Source organism: Lysobacter sp. A286, assembly GCF_054052105.1.
The window spans coordinates 1,523,992-1,540,295 of the sequence record NZ_JBSVRJ010000001.1; the positions used below are offsets into that span (position 1 = coordinate 1,523,992).

Annotated in this window: 16 protein-coding genes; 8 read left to right on the forward strand and 8 right to left on the reverse strand. The window is 66.9% G+C overall.

Annotation, left to right across the window (positions count from 1 at the left end):
- The first annotated feature begins 28 nt into the window (after positions 1-28).
- Complete coding sequence (locus ACW7G0_RS07005; protein ID WP_456988569.1) at positions 29-475, forward strand: FKBP-type peptidyl-prolyl cis-trans isomerase; 447 nt, start codon at positions 29-31, stop codon at positions 473-475.
- A 41-nt stretch (positions 476-516) separates the two neighbouring features.
- Here ACW7G0_RS07005 and ACW7G0_RS07010 read toward each other — a convergent pair whose 3' ends face one another.
- Positions 517-1,182 (reverse strand): NAD(P)H-binding protein, encoded by a 666-nt coding sequence (locus tag ACW7G0_RS07010; RefSeq protein WP_456988570.1) that lies wholly within the window; start codon positions 1,180-1,182, stop codon positions 517-519.
- 2 nt (positions 1,183-1,184) lie between these two features.
- Entirely contained in the window at positions 1,185-2,183 is a 999-nt protein-coding gene (locus ACW7G0_RS07015; protein ID WP_456988572.1) for an LLM class flavin-dependent oxidoreductase, read from the reverse strand.
- A 120-nt stretch (positions 2,184-2,303) separates the two neighbouring features.
- Between ACW7G0_RS07015 and ACW7G0_RS07020 the strand changes: the two genes are divergently transcribed.
- The 3 genes from ACW7G0_RS07020 to ACW7G0_RS07030 are packed head-to-tail and all read left to right on the forward strand — an operon-like array spanning position 2,304 to position 6,040.
- Entirely contained in the window at positions 2,304-3,356 is a 1,053-nt protein-coding gene (locus tag ACW7G0_RS07020; protein ID WP_456988574.1) for an extracellular solute-binding protein, read from the forward strand.
- Positions 3,357-3,405: 49 nt separating this feature from the next.
- Positions 3,406-4,974, forward strand: a complete 1,569-nt coding sequence (locus ACW7G0_RS07025) for an ABC transporter permease (RefSeq protein ID WP_456988576.1) — start codon at positions 3,406-3,408, stop codon at positions 4,972-4,974.
- Complete coding sequence (locus ACW7G0_RS07030) at positions 4,964-6,040, forward strand: ABC transporter ATP-binding protein (protein WP_456988578.1); 1,077 nt, start codon at positions 4,964-4,966, stop codon at positions 6,038-6,040. Before ACW7G0_RS07025 ends, ACW7G0_RS07030 begins: the two co-directional genes overlap by 11 nt.
- Positions 6,041-6,090: 50 nt before the next feature.
- Here ACW7G0_RS07030 and ACW7G0_RS07035 read toward each other — a convergent pair whose 3' ends face one another.
- The gene (locus ACW7G0_RS07035; RefSeq protein WP_456988580.1) at positions 6,091-7,788 is read right to left on the reverse strand and encodes a serine hydrolase; all 1,698 of its coding nucleotides are present in this window, start codon (positions 7,786-7,788) and stop codon (positions 6,091-6,093) included.
- A 166-nt stretch (positions 7,789-7,954) separates the two neighbouring features.
- Between ACW7G0_RS07035 and ACW7G0_RS07040 the strand changes: the two genes are divergently transcribed.
- Entirely contained in the window at positions 7,955-9,223 is a 1,269-nt protein-coding gene (locus ACW7G0_RS07040) for a TIGR03862 family flavoprotein (protein WP_456988582.1), read from the forward strand.
- Positions 9,224-9,275: 52 nt separating this feature from the next.
- Here the strand turns inward: ACW7G0_RS07040 and cueR are convergent, their stop codons facing one another.
- The 3 genes from cueR to ACW7G0_RS07055 form a co-directional block, all read right to left on the reverse strand.
- A complete protein-coding gene (gene cueR / locus ACW7G0_RS07045; protein ID WP_456988584.1) occupies positions 9,276-9,749 on the reverse strand; it encodes a Cu(I)-responsive transcriptional regulator in 474 nt (157 codons plus the stop codon).
- Positions 9,750-9,821: 72 nt separating this feature from the next.
- Positions 9,822-12,290, reverse strand: coding sequence for a heavy metal translocating P-type ATPase (locus ACW7G0_RS07050; RefSeq protein ID WP_456988586.1), 2,469 nt, complete (start codon positions 12,288-12,290; stop codon positions 9,822-9,824).
- A gap of 219 nt (positions 12,291-12,509) precedes the next feature.
- Positions 12,510-13,259, reverse strand: a complete 750-nt coding sequence (locus tag ACW7G0_RS07055) for a sulfurtransferase (protein WP_456988588.1) — start codon at positions 13,257-13,259, stop codon at positions 12,510-12,512.
- 145 nt (positions 13,260-13,404) lie between these two features.
- Between ACW7G0_RS07055 and ACW7G0_RS07060 the strand changes: the two genes are divergently transcribed.
- Together ACW7G0_RS07060 and ACW7G0_RS07065 are read left to right on the forward strand one after the other, a co-directional pair.
- The gene (locus tag ACW7G0_RS07060; protein WP_456988590.1) at positions 13,405-13,806 is read left to right on the forward strand and encodes an HPF/RaiA family ribosome-associated protein; all 402 of its coding nucleotides are present in this window, start codon (positions 13,405-13,407) and stop codon (positions 13,804-13,806) included.
- A 110-nt stretch (positions 13,807-13,916) separates the two neighbouring features.
- Positions 13,917-14,657, forward strand: coding sequence for an rRNA pseudouridine synthase (locus tag ACW7G0_RS07065; RefSeq protein WP_456988592.1), 741 nt, complete (start codon positions 13,917-13,919; stop codon positions 14,655-14,657).
- Between the two features lie 17 nt (positions 14,658-14,674).
- On the opposite strand, the gene ACW7G0_RS07070 is transcribed toward ACW7G0_RS07065, so the two are convergent.
- Positions 14,675-15,184 (reverse strand): DUF1993 domain-containing protein, encoded by a 510-nt coding sequence (locus ACW7G0_RS07070; protein ID WP_456988594.1) that lies wholly within the window; start codon positions 15,182-15,184, stop codon positions 14,675-14,677.
- A 122-nt stretch (positions 15,185-15,306) separates the two neighbouring features.
- Between ACW7G0_RS07070 and yczE the strand changes: the two genes are divergently transcribed.
- Entirely contained in the window at positions 15,307-15,951 is a 645-nt protein-coding gene (yczE, locus tag ACW7G0_RS07075) for a membrane protein YczE (RefSeq protein WP_456988596.1), read from the forward strand.
- Here the strand turns inward: yczE and ACW7G0_RS07080 are convergent.
- A complete protein-coding gene (locus ACW7G0_RS07080; protein WP_456961294.1) occupies positions 15,925-16,290 on the reverse strand; it encodes a DUF6164 family protein in 366 nt (121 codons plus the stop codon). The two genes, yczE and ACW7G0_RS07080, sit on opposite strands and share 27 nt — an antisense overlap.
- Positions 16,291-16,304 lie beyond the last annotated feature (14 nt).

Consider the following 16,304-nt stretch of genomic DNA (forward strand, 5'->3'; position numbering starts at 1 on the left):
CGGGTTCCACTTTTTCAGTCTCCCACCCATGCGCCGAATGATTCCCCGCCTCGCCATCTCCACCATGATCATCGCGATGCTGGCTGCCTGCACACCGTCCCAGCCACCCGCTGGTGGAAGCGTGGACGAGTTGCAACGCATCGACCTGAAGACCGGCAGCGGAGAGGTGGCCGCTCCCGGAGACACCGTCGACGTCCACTACACCGGATGGCTGTATGACCAGGACGCTCCCGACCAGCACGGAAAACAGTTCGACAGTTCACGCGAACGCGGCGAGCCGATCACCTTCCTGCTTGGTGCCGGCCGCGTCATCCGCGGCTGGGACGAAGGCGTGGCCGGCATGCGGGTCGGCGGACAGCGGATCCTGCTGATTCCGGCCGCCTACGGCTACGGGCGAAAGGGCGCCGGCGGGGCCATCCCGCCCGGCGCATCGCTGGTGTTCGAGGTCGAACTGATTGGCGTGCGGAAGCCGTAGCGCGGCGACAGGACGCAAGGTCGCGGTGCGGAGGCAGCGACTCAGCGCAGCGGCAGGGTGGAAATCGTCACGCCCGGTTGTTCCCGTGCCGCCAGCTCGACCAGTGCGCGCGCCACGTCCTCGGCAGGCACCGCGCGATACGCCGCCAGCGGCCCGACCAGCAACCGGCCGAGTGCAGGCAGCAGCTTCTGCGCGAAGTCCTCGCCGGGACGCGACTCGCCGCGCTCACCCAGCAACAGTGAGGGCCGCACGATGTGCAGTGTCTCGTACCCGATCGCACGCACCGCCGCCTCGGCGCGTCCCTTGATGCGGTTGTAGAACACCCGCGAGTTCGCATTCGCTGCCAGCGCGGACACCAGGAAGAAGCGCCGCGCACCGGCGGCACGGGCCGCGCGCGCCAGGTCCACCACCATGTCGAAATCGACATGCTCGAAAGCCGCGCGCGAGCCCGCCGTGCGCAGCGTGGTGCCCAGGCAGCAGAACACGTCATCGGCCGCGAGCCGCTCGCGCATGCCGGCGAGGTCGCCCAGCTCGGTCACCAGCGCCTCGACTCGCGCATCGTCCCCGGGCGGTGCCCGCCGGCCCACCGCCTTGATGTGCGCGTACTTGATGTTCGCGTACGGCCGGCCTGCCAGCAATTGCGCCAGCAGATGGCGGCCAACGAGCCCGGTGTAGCCGGCGACCAGCGCGGTTCGGGACGCAGTCATGCTCATGCTGTGCCTTGAAGCGAGCGCATCACCTCGGCGGCGATCTCGAACGAGCGCACGCGGGCAGCGTGGTCGAAGATGTTGGCCGTTAGCAGCAACTCATCGGGACGGTGGCGGTCGATGAAGGCGGCGATCCCTTCCTTCAGCGTCTCGGCATTGCCGACCACCGAGCAGGACAGCGCGCTTTCCACCCCCAACTTCTCCTGCGGGCTCCACCACGAATCTATGTCATCGATCGGCGGTGGGACCAGTCCGATGTCGCCGCGGCGCAGTCTCACGAACGACTGCTGCTGACTGGTGAACAGCCGCCGAGCGGCCGCATCGGTCTCCGCCCCCACGACGTTGAGGGCGAGCATGGCGTGGGGCTTCGACAAGTGCGCCGACGGGGTGAAGTCGCGGTGATACAGCGCCAACGCCTCATCCATCGAGCCGGGCGCAAAGTGCGACGCAAAGGCGAATGGCAGGCCCATCGCCGCAGAAAGCCTCGCGCTGAACAGGCTTGAGCCAAGCAGCCACACCGGCACCTCGACCCCGGCGCCTGGCACAGCGCGCACCGGCTGGCCAGGCTTCGCCGGACGGAAGTAGCCCAGCAGTTCGGCAACATCATGCGGAAACGCATCCGCACCCTCGTGGTAACGGCGCAAGGCACGCACGGTCGCCTGGTCGGTGCCGGGTGCGCGCCCCAGTCCCAGGTCGATCCGGTCGGGATACAGCGACGCCAGTGTTCCGAATTGTTCGGCCACCTGCAGCGGCGAATGGTTGGGCAACATGATGCCGCCTGCCCCCACCCGGATCGTCGACGTGCCGCCCGCCACGTAGCCGATCAACACCGCGGTCGCGGCGCTGGCTATACCGGGCATGTTGTGGTGCTCGGCGAGCCAGTAGCGGTTATAACCAAAGCGCTCCGCGTTGCGCGCCAGATCCAGAGTGTTTGCGAATGCCTGGCGGATGTCGCTGCCTTCGGTAACGGGCGCCAGATCGAGCAATGAATAGGGAGTCATTTGAAGACCAAGCTGAGGATTAACTTTGGATATGGGGCCTTGCAACGGATTCTCCATGCAGGGCTGCGGCGATTCGTGGATAATAACGATTCTCATTTACTGCTATTCGAGGTGCTCACCGTGCGATTGCTGTCCTTGTCCGTCGCTATCCTGGTTTCCATGGCGGCGTGCTCCGCCGATCAATCGCCATCCACGGTATCTGGCACCGACGCCGACGCCGGTGATGCGGCACCGGCGGAGCTGGTGGTCTACACCTCCCGCAACGAGCAATTGCTCAAACCGTTGTTCGACCAGTACACCGAGCAGACCGGCGTCAAGATCACCTACCTGACCGACAAGGCGCCGCCGCTGATGGAGCGACTGAAGGCGGAAGGTAGTCGCAGTCCCGCCGATGTGTTCATCACCGTGGACGCCGGCAACCTGTGGCAGGCGACCAATCTGGATCTGCTGCAGCCGATCACGTCGACGCGGCTGGAGCAGAACATCCCGTCGAACCTGCGCGACCCGGACAATCGCTGGTTCGGCCTGTCGGTGCGTGCACGCACGATCATCCACAACCCAGCGGCCGCCCCAGCCGACACGCTGTCGACGTATGAAGAACTGGCCGACCCGAAGTGGAAAGGCAAGCTGTGCCTGCGTACCAGCAACTCGGTCTACAACCAGAGCCTGGTCGCCACTATGATGGCCAGCCTGGGTGCGGAGAAAACCGAGCAGGTCGTGAAGGGCTGGGTCGCCAACCTCGCCGCGGCACCGATGGCCAGCGACAACGAGGTGATCGACGCGATTGCTGCCGGGCGCTGCGCGGTAGGCATCACCAACACTTACTACCTGGGCCGCGCGCTGCGCAAGGATGCCGACCTGACGGTCACCGTGTTCTGGCCGAACCAGGCCGATGGCGAGCGCGGCGCGCACGTCAATGTGTCCGGCGCGGGCGTCACCAAATACGCCCCGCACCCCGAAGCCGCCATTGCGTTTATCGAGTGGCTGTCCGATGGCCAGGCCCAGGCGTTGTTTGCGGGCGAGAACCTGGAGTACCCGGCCAATCCGACCGTCGCCACCGACCCGCTGATCGCGGCCTGGGGCGACTACCGTCAGGACCTGATCAACGTCTCCGAGGCCGGCGCGATGCAGGCCGAGGCCGTCAAGCTCATGGATCGTGCCGGCTATCGCTGATCCGCTCCAACGTCGGCACGCTCCCGGGCGCGTCCACCAGGTGATCGGCTTGCGGGGATGGACTTGGCTCGCGGTCGCGTTGAGCTTGCCGAGCCTGATCCCGCTGGCCGCCACCCTGGCGGCACTGGCGCGGCCCGACGGCGACACCTTGCAACACCTGTGGCAGTACGTACTGCCACAGGTGGCCGGCAACACCTTGTGGCTGTTGCTCGGCGTCGGCGTGGGCACTGCGGTGCTGGGCACGGCGCTGGCGGCACTGGTCGCCTTGTGCGAATTTCCCGGCCGGCGGGTGTTCGCCTGGCTGCTGGTACTGCCCCTGGCGGTACCGGGCTACGTGCTCGCCGTGGCCTTCATCGGGCTGTTCGACTACAGCGCGCCGCTGACCACCTTCCTGCGTGAATTCGCCGGGACGCAGCTGCCGGACATCCGCTCGCGCGGTGGCCTGATCGCCGTGATGACGCTGGCGCTGTATCCCTACGTCTACCTGGTCGCCCGCGAGGCCTTCGCCAGCCAGGGCGCACGGGCGATGGAAGCGGCCCGCGCGCTGGGCATGGGGCCGTGGCGGGCGTTCTGGCACGCCAGCCTGCCGATGGCCCGACCGTGGATCGCCGGCGGCACCCTGCTGGTGCTGATGGAGACGCTGGCCGACTTCGGTGCCGTGTCCGCGTTCAACTACGAGACCTTCACCACAGCGATCTACAAGGCGTGGTTCGCGTTGTTCTCCACCGATACCGCGCTGCAGATCGCTGCGGTGCTGCTGATCGGCGTGCTGGTGCTGGTCGGCCTGGAAGCCGCGTCGCGCAAGCGTCAATCGTTCGCCCGCGTCGGTCTGGCCGAGGCCGCCCGGATTCCACTCGGCCGCCGCGGTTGGTGGGCCACGGGCGGCTGCGCGCTGGTGCTGTTCGCGGCGCTGGTCTTGCCGCTAGCTCAATTGGCGTGGGATGGCCTGGCCCATCTGGCCGACCTCGACCTGCGGTACCTCGCCAGCCTGCGCAATGCGTTGTCGCTGTCGGCGATGGCCGCCGCGCTGACGACCGCCGCCGCGTTCGCGATCGCACTGGCGGCACGCGAGCAACCTGGACTGCTCACCACCACCATCACCCGCATCACCACCCTCGGTTACGGCCTGCCGGGCGCGTTGCTGGCCATCGGCCTGTATGTCCCGGTCGCGCAATTTTCGACCTGGCTGATGGAAACCCGCGGCTGGGATGTCCCGCTGGAAGGCGGCCTGCTGCTGTTGCTTGTCGCCTATGGCATCCGCTTCCTGGCCGTGGCCCACACTCCGGTAGCCGGCGGCCTGCTGCGGATCCGCCCGCAACTGCTGGAAGCCAGTCGCAGCCTCGGCGTGACCGGCGCGCGCCAACTGCGGCAGGTGCACTGGCCGTTGTTGCGCGGCAGTTTCGCCACGGCCGCCCTGCTGGTATTTGTGGACACAATGAAGGAGATGCCAATTACCCTGATGATGCGACCGTTCGGCTGGGACACCCTGGCCACGCGCGTGTTCGAGCTGACCAACGAAGGCGAATACGCCCGCGCTGCCCTGCCCTCGTTGGCGATTGCCCTGGCCGGCCTGATCCCGGTGATCGCACTGACACGGCGGAGCCGTCATGCAACTTGATATCGACGACGCTGCAGTCGGCTACGACGGCCGCATCGTGCTGGAAGGCGCCAGTCTGACCCTGGCCGATGGCGAGATCGGCTGCCTGCTCGGCCCGTCGGGCGCCGGCAAGACTACCTTGCTGCGCGCGGTGGCCGGCTTCGAGCCACTGATGCGGGGCCGCATCCGCGCCGATGGGCAACTGCTGGTCGGCGACGGCGTGCGACTGCCGCCGGAGCAACGCCAGATCGGCATGGTGTTCCAGGACCACGCGTTGTTGCCGCACCTGAGCGTGCTCGACAACGTGCGATTCGGGTTGTTCCGCTGGCCGCGCGCGAAAGCGATCGCACGCGCCCGCGAGATGCTCGAACTGGTCGGCCTGGCCGACACTGCCAAGCGCCAGCCGCACCAATTGTCGGGCGGTCAGCAACAACGTGTTGCCGTCGCCCGCGCCCTCGCCCCGCAACCACGGCTGGTGTTGCTGGACGAACCGTTTTCCAGTCTCGATCCCGACCTGCGCGAACGCCTGGCCCTGCAGGTGCGCGAGGCCCTGAAGGCAACTGGTATCGGCGCCCTGCTGGTCACCCACTCGCAGGCCGAGGCGTTCGCGATGGCCGACCGGGTCGGCGTGATCGGCCACGGCCGGCTGCAGCAATGGACCAGCGCCTACGACCTCTACCACCGCCCCGCCAACCGCTTCGTAGCCGGCTTCGTCGGCGAAGGCGTGCTGCTGCCCGCACGGGTCGTCGACGACGGTCATGTCGGCACCGAATTCGGCGTGCTCACCGCCGACCATCAATTGCTCGACCCTCCCGGCACCGACGTGGACATGCTGCTGCGCCCCGACGACGTCATCCACGACGACGACGCACCGCTGCAGGCACGGATCGTGCGCCGTCATTTCCGCGGCGCGGACTTCCTCTACACCCTGCAACTCGACGGCGGCGGCCTGGTGCAGGCGCTGGTGCCCTCGCACCACGACCACGCCATCGGCCAAGCCATCGGCATACGACTGGATCTGGAACACGTGGTGGTCTTCGAGCAGCCGGAAAACGGCACGGCCAACGGCCTCCTGTCACCAGCGTAAAAGTGTTTCTGTACGTCTGAACGAGCAAAGATCGAGGTATTCGGGCTCCCTTAACCCGGTGACGGCTTGTCCTTCTCCACCGGTGCCAGTCGCAGATGGTGGAAGTCGAAACTGAAATCCGTCGCCGGGGAAATCGCTTCCATCCGCGCCTCGCGGATTTGCCCATCGGGGTCCAACGCGAAGCTCATGAAGGCGTCGGCATTCAACCAGCGCTGGTCCCAACGCACCACGAAGGTGTCGTTCTGCCACGGCTCCAGGCTGCCGACCAACGCGGCGGTGTGGGTGAAGCGGATCCGCAGTTTGCCGTCGTCCTGGCTGATCACCACGTCGCCGTACCAGGGGTCGCGGTAGGTATCGGCATAGTCCGCCAATGGCAGCGAGGGTTTGGACCCCGCGTCACGCGCATCCAGGTGGGCTTGCCAATCCTTGGCCGCCTTGTCCTGAGAGCTACCCTGGGCGGCGATGTAGGCCGCCGTCCAGTCGGTTTTCGGCGCGTCCAGATAGGCATCCAGTGCGCGCATTGTCACGGCCTGGAACGCGCCGCCGGCCTCGGCACTGGTCAACACGATGATGCCCAGCTCCTGTTCGGGGACCATGGTGATGCGCGAGACATACCCCGGCCAGCCGCCGGTGTGCCATGCCAGCTTCTCGCCGCGATAGTCGGACAACGACCAGCCCTCGCCATAGCCCATGAAGTTGGGCGTGGCGGCGGCGAGTTCGGGAACCGAAGGCTCGCGGACCCGGATCGGAGTGAGCACCGACCACATTTCCTGCTGGCGCTTCTCGCTGAACAGCCGGGCAGGTTCCTGGTCGTCTTGGCCGGCGCCACCGGCCGGTGCGATCACACCCTGGTCGAGCTGCACCTGCACCCACTTGGTCAGGTCGTGGACGCTGGAGTACAGGCCGCCGGCTCCGGACACATTGCCCCACGACAGCTTTGGCGCTTCCACCAGGGTGGTGAAGTCGGCCTTCGAATAGCCCGTGGCGACGCTATCACCGGGCTTCAAATAGTCGCTGTTGAAACGTGTCTCGTCCATGCCCAGCGGCTTGAAGATGCGCGTTTGCAGGAAGTCCTTGTAGGTTTGCCCGCTGGCCGCCTCGACCACCAGTTGTGCAACCCCGAACAGGATGTTGTCGTAGGCGTACTGGGCGCGGAAGCTGGCATCCAGCGGCACATCCTTGAGCCGGCGCGCGACCTCCTCGGTGCTGTAATCGGTGCCCGGCCAGTACAGCAGGTCGCCGGCCCCCAGACCCAGTCCGCTGCGGTGCGCGAGCAGGTCACGGATCCGCATCTCGGCGGTCACGTACGCGTCGGACATCCGGAACCAGGGCAGGTGCTCGATCACCCGATCATCCATCTCCAGCTTGCCGTCATCGGCCAGCATCGACAGCGAGGCCGCGGTGAACGCCTTGGTATTGGAGGCGATCGCGAACATCGTGTGCTCGTCCACCGGCTGCGTGCCATCCAGTTGGCGCAAGCCGTAACCGCGCTCCAGCACGACCTTTCCGTCTTTCACGATGGCCACCGCCATCGCCGGCACGTCGAACTGTTGGCGCACGTCCTCGATATACGCGTCGAAGTCCTGCAACTGCGCGGGCAACGCCGCGGTCGAGTTGGTCGCCGACGTCACTTCGCCCACGTGCGACTCGGTAGCCGCTTGTGCGTACGCGACAACAGGCGTGGTCATGGCCACGGCAAACATCACCGCAACCGCCAGTCCCCGGCGTGGGATGGTGTCAATCTGCATGCTGCCCCTGCTCCCGTTCGATGCGAAACGCCGACGATACCGCACCGATGCACTGCCCGGCAGTCTCTGCCGGACACGGCATAATGCGGGCCGGGCATCACACTGGATCCCCCGACACTTTTCACTGCGCACCTTGTCCCCGCGCGAGCACTTCACTGACGTGAGCATGCCCAAACAAACTGCCCTGCCCGGCCTGGCCATCATTGGCGGTGGTCCCGCCGGCCTGATGGCGGCCGAGGTCGCGCGCGCGGCCGGCATCGAGGTCGACCTGTTCGAGGCCAAGGGCTCGGTCGGGCGCAAGTTCCTGATCGCCGGCAAGGGCGGACTGAACCTGACCCACGACGAGCCGCGACCGGGCTTTGACGCGCGTTATCGCGAGCGCCGTGGCACGGTAGCCAACTGGCTGGACGACTTCGACGCCGACGCCGTGCGCAACTGGGCACGCGAGCTGGATGTGGAGACCTATGTCGGCAGCTCCGGCCGGGTCTTTCCATTGGACCGCAAGGCGGCGCCACTGCTACGCGGCTGGGTGCGACGACTGCGCGAGGACGGCGTGCGCTTCCATGTGCAACACCGCTGGCTGGGATGGACCGAAGACGACGCGCTGCGCTTCCAGACCGCAGACGGCGAGCGCCAGACCCGCGCATCGGCGACGCTGCTGGCACTGGGTGGCGGCAGCTGGCCGCAGCTGGGCTCGGATGGTGCTTGGCAACCCTGGCTGCTCGATCGCGGCGTGGATGTCGCGCCGCTGGCACCGGCCAACTGCGGATTCGACATCGACTGGAGCGGACACTTTTCCAGCCGTCATGCGGGCGCGCCGTTGAAGCCGGTCGTCGCCCATTGGCGCGAAGCCGATGGCGAGCACGCGCTGCAGGGCGAATGCGTGGTCACCGAAACGGGGATCGAAGGCAGCCTGGTGTACGCCCTGTCCGCACAACTGCGCGACGCGATCGCGCGCGACGGCGAGGCCACGCTGACACTCGACCTGGCCCCCGGCCGCACGCTGGAACGGCTGCAGAACGACCTTGGCAAACCACGCAACGGCCGAAGCGTCAGCGACCACCTGCGCCGCCAGACCAGGCTCGCTGGTGCCAAGGTGGCGTTGTTGTACGAGGTGCTGGGAAAGGAGCGCATCAGCGACGACGCCTTGCTGGCGCAGACGATCAAACGACTGCCCCTGACCTTGCGCCGTGCGCGGCCCATCGCCGAGGTCATCAGCAGCGCCGGCGGCGTGCGGCTGGAAGCGATGGACGAGGCCCTGATGCTCACCCGACTGCCCGGCGTTTTCTGCGCTGGCGAGATGCTGGACTGGGAGGCCCCCACCGGCGGCTATCTGCTGACCGCATGCTTCGCCAGCGGCCGACGCGCAGGCTTGGGCGCCGTCGAGTGGCTACGCCATACGCAAGCCCGTTCCACGCACGCGGCTCCCATGTAGGAGCGGCTTCAGCCGCGAACGCGCAGAAATCCGAGCACCCGCACTGTTCGATTCACGCGTCGCCCGCCAGGTCGTCCAGGATCGGGCAGTCCGGCCGGTCATCGCCGTGGCAGCGACGTGCCAGTTGTTCCAGCGTGCGCTGCATGGCCTGCATCTCCTCGACCTTCTTCGCCAGCTCGGCGGCGTGCGCCAGCGCCAGTTGTTTCACCTCGCCACTGGCTCGCGCGCGGTCGTCCCACAGCGCGAGCAGGTTTTCGATTTGCTTGATCGGAAATCCCAGCGAGCGGGAACGATGGATGAAGCGCAGACGGTGCAGCGCGATTTCATCGTAGATCCGGTAGCCGGCCTGGGTACGGGCCACTGCCGGCAGCAGTCCGATCGCTTCGTAGTGGCGGATCATCTTCGCCGACACACCACTGAGCGCGGCAGCCTGGCCGATGTTGTGCAGGCCGTCGGCAAGGGCATCGGCCAGTTCGGGCTTTGGCGCGCGTGGCGAAGCTGAGCGGGGCCGGGCGATGTTGCTCATTGGTGCCTCCCTGGGGCGGCTGCCAGCGCCGGCCCGGCTTGCGGATGGAGTTCGCGATCGGTCTTGGCCATGTCAATCCTGCTCCTGCAGCGCGACCGCCGACTGCGGCTTCCAGCGCCGTAACAACAGGGTATTACCCACCACGCTGACGCTGGAGAACGCCATCGCCGCACCGGCCACCACCGGGTCGAGCAGGCCCGCCGCCGCCAACGGAATCCCGACCACGTTGTAGATGAAGGCCCAGAACAGGTTCTGCCGGATCTTCGCACTGGTGCGGCGCGAGACCGCGATCGCGTCGGCGACCAGCCGCGGGTCGGAGCGCATCAGAGTGATCCCGGCCGCGTGCATGGCGACATCGCTTCCGCCGCCCATCGCGATACCGACATCGGCCGCCGACAGCGCCGGAGCGTCGTTGATGCCATCGCCGACCATCGCCACCGGGCCATGCGAGCGCAGCTCCAGCACAGCCTCGGCCTTGTCGCCGGGCAGCACGTTGGCACGCACGTCATCGATGCCAAGCGTGTCGGCGACGGCCTGGGCTGCACCACGGTTGTCGCCGGAGATCATGGCCGTGCGCAGGCCGAGTTGATGAAGGGTAGCGATCGCGGCACGTGCCTGCGGCCGCGGCTCATCGCGGAACGCGAGCAGTCCGAGCAAGCGAGCCTCACCCGCAGTCCGCTCAGCCACCCACGACACGCTGTGGCCGTGTGCCGCCAACTCATCGCCGCGCGCCTGCAAGGCACCGAGATCCACGCCAGACTCCTGCATCAGCCGGGAGCTGCCAAGCAGCAGGTCGCGGCCCTCGACATCACCCTCCAGCCCGCGCCCGGCCAACGCCCTCACCCCGCTCGCCTGCGGGAAGCCGGCCGGCTGTGCGGCCTCGACCACTGCGTTCGCCAGCGGATGCTCGCTGCCCGACTGCAACGCGCCCGCCAGTCGCAGCAGGGCGGCGTGGTCGCCATCGACCGCTACGTGTTCGGCCAGGGTCGGCCGCCCTTCGGTCAGGGTGCCGGTCTTGTCGAAGGCGATCACCTGCAACGAGCGCGCGGTTTCCAGCACTTCGGCGTCCTTGATCAGGATGCCGGCGCGGGCGGCGACGCCGGTGCCGGCCATGATCGCGGTCGGCGTGGCCAACCCAAGCGCACACGGACAGGCGATCACCAGCACGGCGACCGCATTGAGGATCGCCACGTTCCAGTCGCCGCCCACCACGCCCCAGCCCAGCAACGTCAGCACGGCAACGCCGACCACCACGGGCACGAACACCGCGCTGACCTTGTCGACCATGCGCTGGATCGGCGCCTTCTTCGCCTGCGCGTCCTCGACCAGCCGGATGATCCGGGCCAACGCGGTCTCCGCGCCGACCGCGAGCGTGCGCAGCCGTATCCGGCCCTCGCCGTTCACCGCGCCACCGGTCACCCGGTCACCGGATTGTTTGGCGACCGGCAACGACTCACCGGTGATCAGCGACTCGTCGGCGTGACTGCGGCCTTCGATGATCTCGGCGTCGACCGGAATGCGCTCGCCGGGCAGCACGCTGACCTCGTCGCCGACGACGACCTCGGCCAGCGGCAGTTGCCGCTCCACGCCGTCGCGCAGCACCCGCGCGGTGGCCGGGCGCAACGCCTGCAGCGCACGGATCGCCTCGGTGGTCTGGCGCTTGGCCCGTGCTTCCAGCCATTTGCCCAGCAGAACCAGGGTGATCACCACCGCCGAGGCCTCGAAATACAGATGTCCGCTGCCGTGTCCCGCGTCGGCAAACAGATGGGGCGCGATCAAATGGAACAGACTGAGGCCGTAGCCCGCACTGGTACCGAGCGCGACCAGCAGGTCCATGTTGCCGGTGCGTGCCTTCAGCGCGCCCCAGCTGGCGCGGTAGAAGCGCGCACCCAGCCAGAACTGCACCGGCGTCGCCAAGGCGAACTGCAGCCAGCCCGGCAGCATCCAGTCGTGGCCGAACGGCATCGCCAGCATCGGCAACATCAACGGCGCCGACAGCACGATCGCAATGATGAGGTGGCGCAGCTCGCGCGAGCGACGCGGGTTCGCTGCCGCTGTCTCGCCCGCTGCCGAAATGGCGGTGTCGCCTGTGGACTCAGCCTGCGGCAACGTCGCGGCGTAGCCGGCCCGGGTGACTGCGGCGATCAACGCGGCCGGATCGGTACCGCCCACCGTACGCACGGTGGCGCGCTCGGTGGCCAGGTTGACGTTGGCCTCCAGCACACCGGGCGCCGCCGCGAGTGCCTTCTCGACCCGGCCGGCGCACGATGCGCAGGTCATGCCTTCGATCGCCAGATCGACCGATTCACCCGCGACTTCGTAACCGGCGGCGCGTACTGCGGCGACAAGAGTCGATACCGGCACGTCCTCACCAGCCAGGATCTCCACGCTTTCGGTGGCCAGATTGACGCTGGCCGCCTGCACGCCCGGCACCTTGGCCAGCGCCTTCTCGACCCGGCCCACGCAGGACGCACATGACATCCCGAGGACGTCGAAGCGCATGGTGCGCGGGTTGTTTGCAGGAATGGCGGGGGCAGGCATGACGGACTCCGGAACTTGCTTGCGGGCCATTCTCAAGCTTCCCATGGTGGGAATGTCAACTGAATCACTATCCGCCGCCAACTCGACGGACTTGTATCGCCTGTAATCGGCCGGACCGGGCCAAACCAGCCGTCAGATCACCGGTTTGAAGTCCATGGATGACCAGCCCTTTGGGCTGTTGTGGAGCGCTTCCCGCCTTCGCGGGAATGACGATAATTCCTACCCAGCAGGCTCCGGCTGGACCAGCGGTCGTAATGCCGCGTCCAGCGCAACCCGCTCATCGAACACGAAGCAGTGGCCGTCGTAGCCCGCCGCGCCCACCTGCTCGAAGTAGCCCAGGATGCCACCGTCGAGCTGCAGCAGGTTGTCCATGCCATCGGCACGCAGCCACAGCGCGGCCTTATCGCAACGGATACCGCCGGTACAGAAGCTGACCACGGTGGCGTCGCTCAACCCGTCTCGATGCGGCTCAAGGGCTTCGGGCAGCTCGGTGAAATTGTCGATCGGCAGCGTCAGTGCGCCGGAAAATGTCCCGTAACCCACCTCTTCGCGGTTGCGGGTATCCAGCAACACCAGCCGCTTGCCGGCATCGTCGGTGCCCTGCTCGATCCAGCGCGCGAGGTCTGACGGCGCCACCACCGGCGCGCGGCCGGTCGCCAACGGCGAGGCGTTGTCGCGACGGAAGCTGATGATTTCCGGCTTGAGCTTCACCTTCAGCCGCGCAAATGGCTGCGCGTGGCTGCGACTGGACTTCACGACCATGTCCGCAAAGCGCGGGTCTTCGCGCAGCTTTACCAAAAAAGACTGCACCGAAGCTTCCGCGCCGGCCAGGAACAGGTTGATCCCCTCGGGCGCGACCAGCACCGTGCCGCGCAGGTTGCCGGCCTCGGCGCGGGTACGCAGCTCGTCGACCAGGGTGTCGGGCTGGGCAACGGCGGTGAAATGGTAGGCGGCGACATTCAGGATCATCCGCCAATTTTAACCGCGACCACGCTGCAAGCGCATGGCGGTCGGATCCCTTCTCACCCTGTAAATGTTGCCACCACTAACGTGTCTATAGGCCTGCGCGTTTGCATCCGCGCGCACGACATCCCAACCCACCGGAGACTACCGAATGAAGATCCAGCTCAATACCGACAACAACATCCAGGGCGATGATGCCCTCGCCGCCCACGTCGAGGGGGTCGTCACCGATGCCCTGGGGCGGTTCAGCACCCAGGTCACGCGGGTCGAGGTCCATTTGAGCGATCTCAATGCCGCCAAGGGCGGCGGCGGCGACAAGCAATGCATGATGGAGGCGCGACTGGAAGGCCGCCAGCCGATGGCCGTCACCCACCAGGCCGGCACCATGCGTGCGGCCATCACCGGGGCGACCGGCAAGCTGCAACGGCTGCTGGCCAGCTCCCTGGGCAAGCTGGCCGCGCCGGAGCGCCAAGGCCGCCACGCTGCCCAGCAGGACGCTGGCCAATCGGACGGTGAGGAGTTGGCCGACGCCCCCTATGCCGAGCCGATGTAGGTTTTCTGCAAAACCTATCGACCCGAGTCCGAGGCGTAACCCGGTCATTCCGGGCCGGCGGATCTACGCTGGCCCGTCTACACTGGCCCGCCCGAATGCAGGTTCCATCGATGTCTGACCCATCCCAGGACGATGCCCCGCCGTCATCCGAGCGTTTGTCGCGCCGGGTCTCGGAGTTGGCGGCATGTTCACGCGCGCAAGCCGAGCAGTACATTGCCGGGGGTTGGGTCCGGGTGGACGGCGAGGTGGTCGAGTCGCCGCAGTTCATGGTGGCCGGGCAATGCGTGGAAGTGGATCCCGACGCACAACTTGAAGCCGCCGAACCGGCGACGATGCTGCTGCACAAGCCGGCGGGCGTTGCGTTTGAAGACAGCGCCCCATTGATCATCGAGTCCAGCCGTGTCGAGGGTGACCACCGTCGCGGCATCCGCGTATTGCAGCGTCATTTCTCGCACCTGACGCCATCGATGCCGCTGGACAGCGACGCCAGCGGCCTGGTGGTGCTGAGCCAGGATCCACGCGTCCTGCGACGGCTGAAGGAAGACGGCGCGAAGCTCGAGCAGGAATTCCTGGTTGAGATCAGCGGTCAGGCCGGTCCGTACACCCTGAGCCGCCTGGCGCGTGGCCTGAGCTATCAGGGACGCGTGCTGGGGCCGTGCAAGGTCAGCTGGCAGAACGAGATCCGCCTGCGCTTCGCCATCAAGGACGTGCGCCCCGGCCAGCTGCGGGACATGTGCGCGCAGGTGGGCCTTGAGGTAGTGGCGATCCGCCGTCTGCGGATCGGGCGGATCGGCCTGAACAAGATGCCGGTGGGCCAGTGGCGCTACCAGCCGGTCACCGATCGCTTCTGATCACGTTTGATCGCGGGTCAGTACGCGCCCATGTAATCGCGCTTGCCAATCTCCAGTCCGTTGTGACGCAGCAGGGCGTAGGCCGTGGTCACGTGGAAGAAGAACTGCGGCAAACCATAGGTCAGCAGGTAATCCTGGCCGGTGAAGCGACGCTCCTTCGCGGTGCCGGGACGGGTCACGATCTCGCGTGCCTCACTGCCGTCAAAGCGCGCGGCATCAAAGCTGTCGACAAAGGCAATGGTGCGCTCCAGCAAGGCCCGCAGCTGCTCGATGCTTTGCTCGTTGTCGTCATAGACCGGCACCTCGGCGCCGGCCAACCGCGCGGTGACCCCCTTGGCGAAGTCGCAGGCAATCTGCACCTGGCGCACCAGCGGCAGCATGTCGGGAAACAGGCGTGCCTGCAGCAGCACGCCCGGGTCGATCTTGCGCTCGGACGCGTGCGCCTCGGCCTTCTCCAGGATCGCGGCAAGACTGCCGAGCATCTGCTTGAACACGGGAACGGACGCGGCGTGCATGGAAATGGTCATCGGGATTCTCTGAAGGGACAAACCTTGATGGTAGCCGCTCTACCTCAACGTTCCATCCCTGCACACCCGGCCTTGGCCGTGGCGCTCTAGAATTGACGGCCTTGTCGTCTTTCGGTCATCCAATGCCGCGTCGCGTACTGCAGTTGTTCCTGGGGTTGATCGCCTACGGGGTGTCGATGGTGATGATGCTCCAGTCCGACCTTGGACTGATGCCATGGGACGTGCTGCACCAGGGCATCGCGTTGCAGGGCGACTGGCCGATGGGCCGGGTCACGATTGCGGTCAGCTTCGCGACGTTGTTGATGTGGATCCCCATCCGCCAGAAGCCGGGCGTCGGCACCCTGTGCAACGCGGTGGTAATCGGTTTGGTATTCGACGCGGTCAACACGCTGATTGGCGACCGGTTGCTCGAAGCCTCCCTTGCATCGCGCACGGCGTTGCTGATCGGCGGCATCGTGCTCAATGGGGCGGCGACGGCCGCCTACCTGGGGGCGCACTTCGGCCCCGGCCCACGCGACGGGTTGATGACCGGACTGGTACGACGGACCGGCCGATCCGTGCGCCTGGTGCGCACCATCATCGAAGGCAGCGTGCTGGTATCGGGCTTCCTGCTTGGCGGCACGTTTGGCATCGGCACGGTGGCCTACATGCTGGTAATCGGGCCGTTGATCCAGCTGATGCTGCCGTGGTTCGACCCACGTCGGAACGCGACTGCAACGCCGCAGCCCGCCGCCGAGGGGCTATCCGCGCAGCAGGATCGCCGGTAGCGCCACCAGCCCGAGCAACACGATAGTCGCGACAACCGCCAACAGCACCCGGCCAGGCTCTTCGCGCAGCACGTCCTTGAACGTCTGGGCGGTGCCATCGCGCTGGGCAGCTTCATGTTCGGCGCGCGCGTTCGCCTGCCGCTTGGCCTGATACTCCGCCATCAGCCGCTTGGCCCTGGGCAGGTCGTCGTCATGGCTCAGCCATATACCGCCATGCGAGATGCCCCAGCGACTGGGTTGGGTCTCGTAGTACTCGATCCGTGCCTCATCGAGCATCGCCCGCACGTCATCGATCTCGTCGTCCAGTACCAGGCGCAGGTTGAGCAGCAGTTTTGACATGCCGCCATCATACC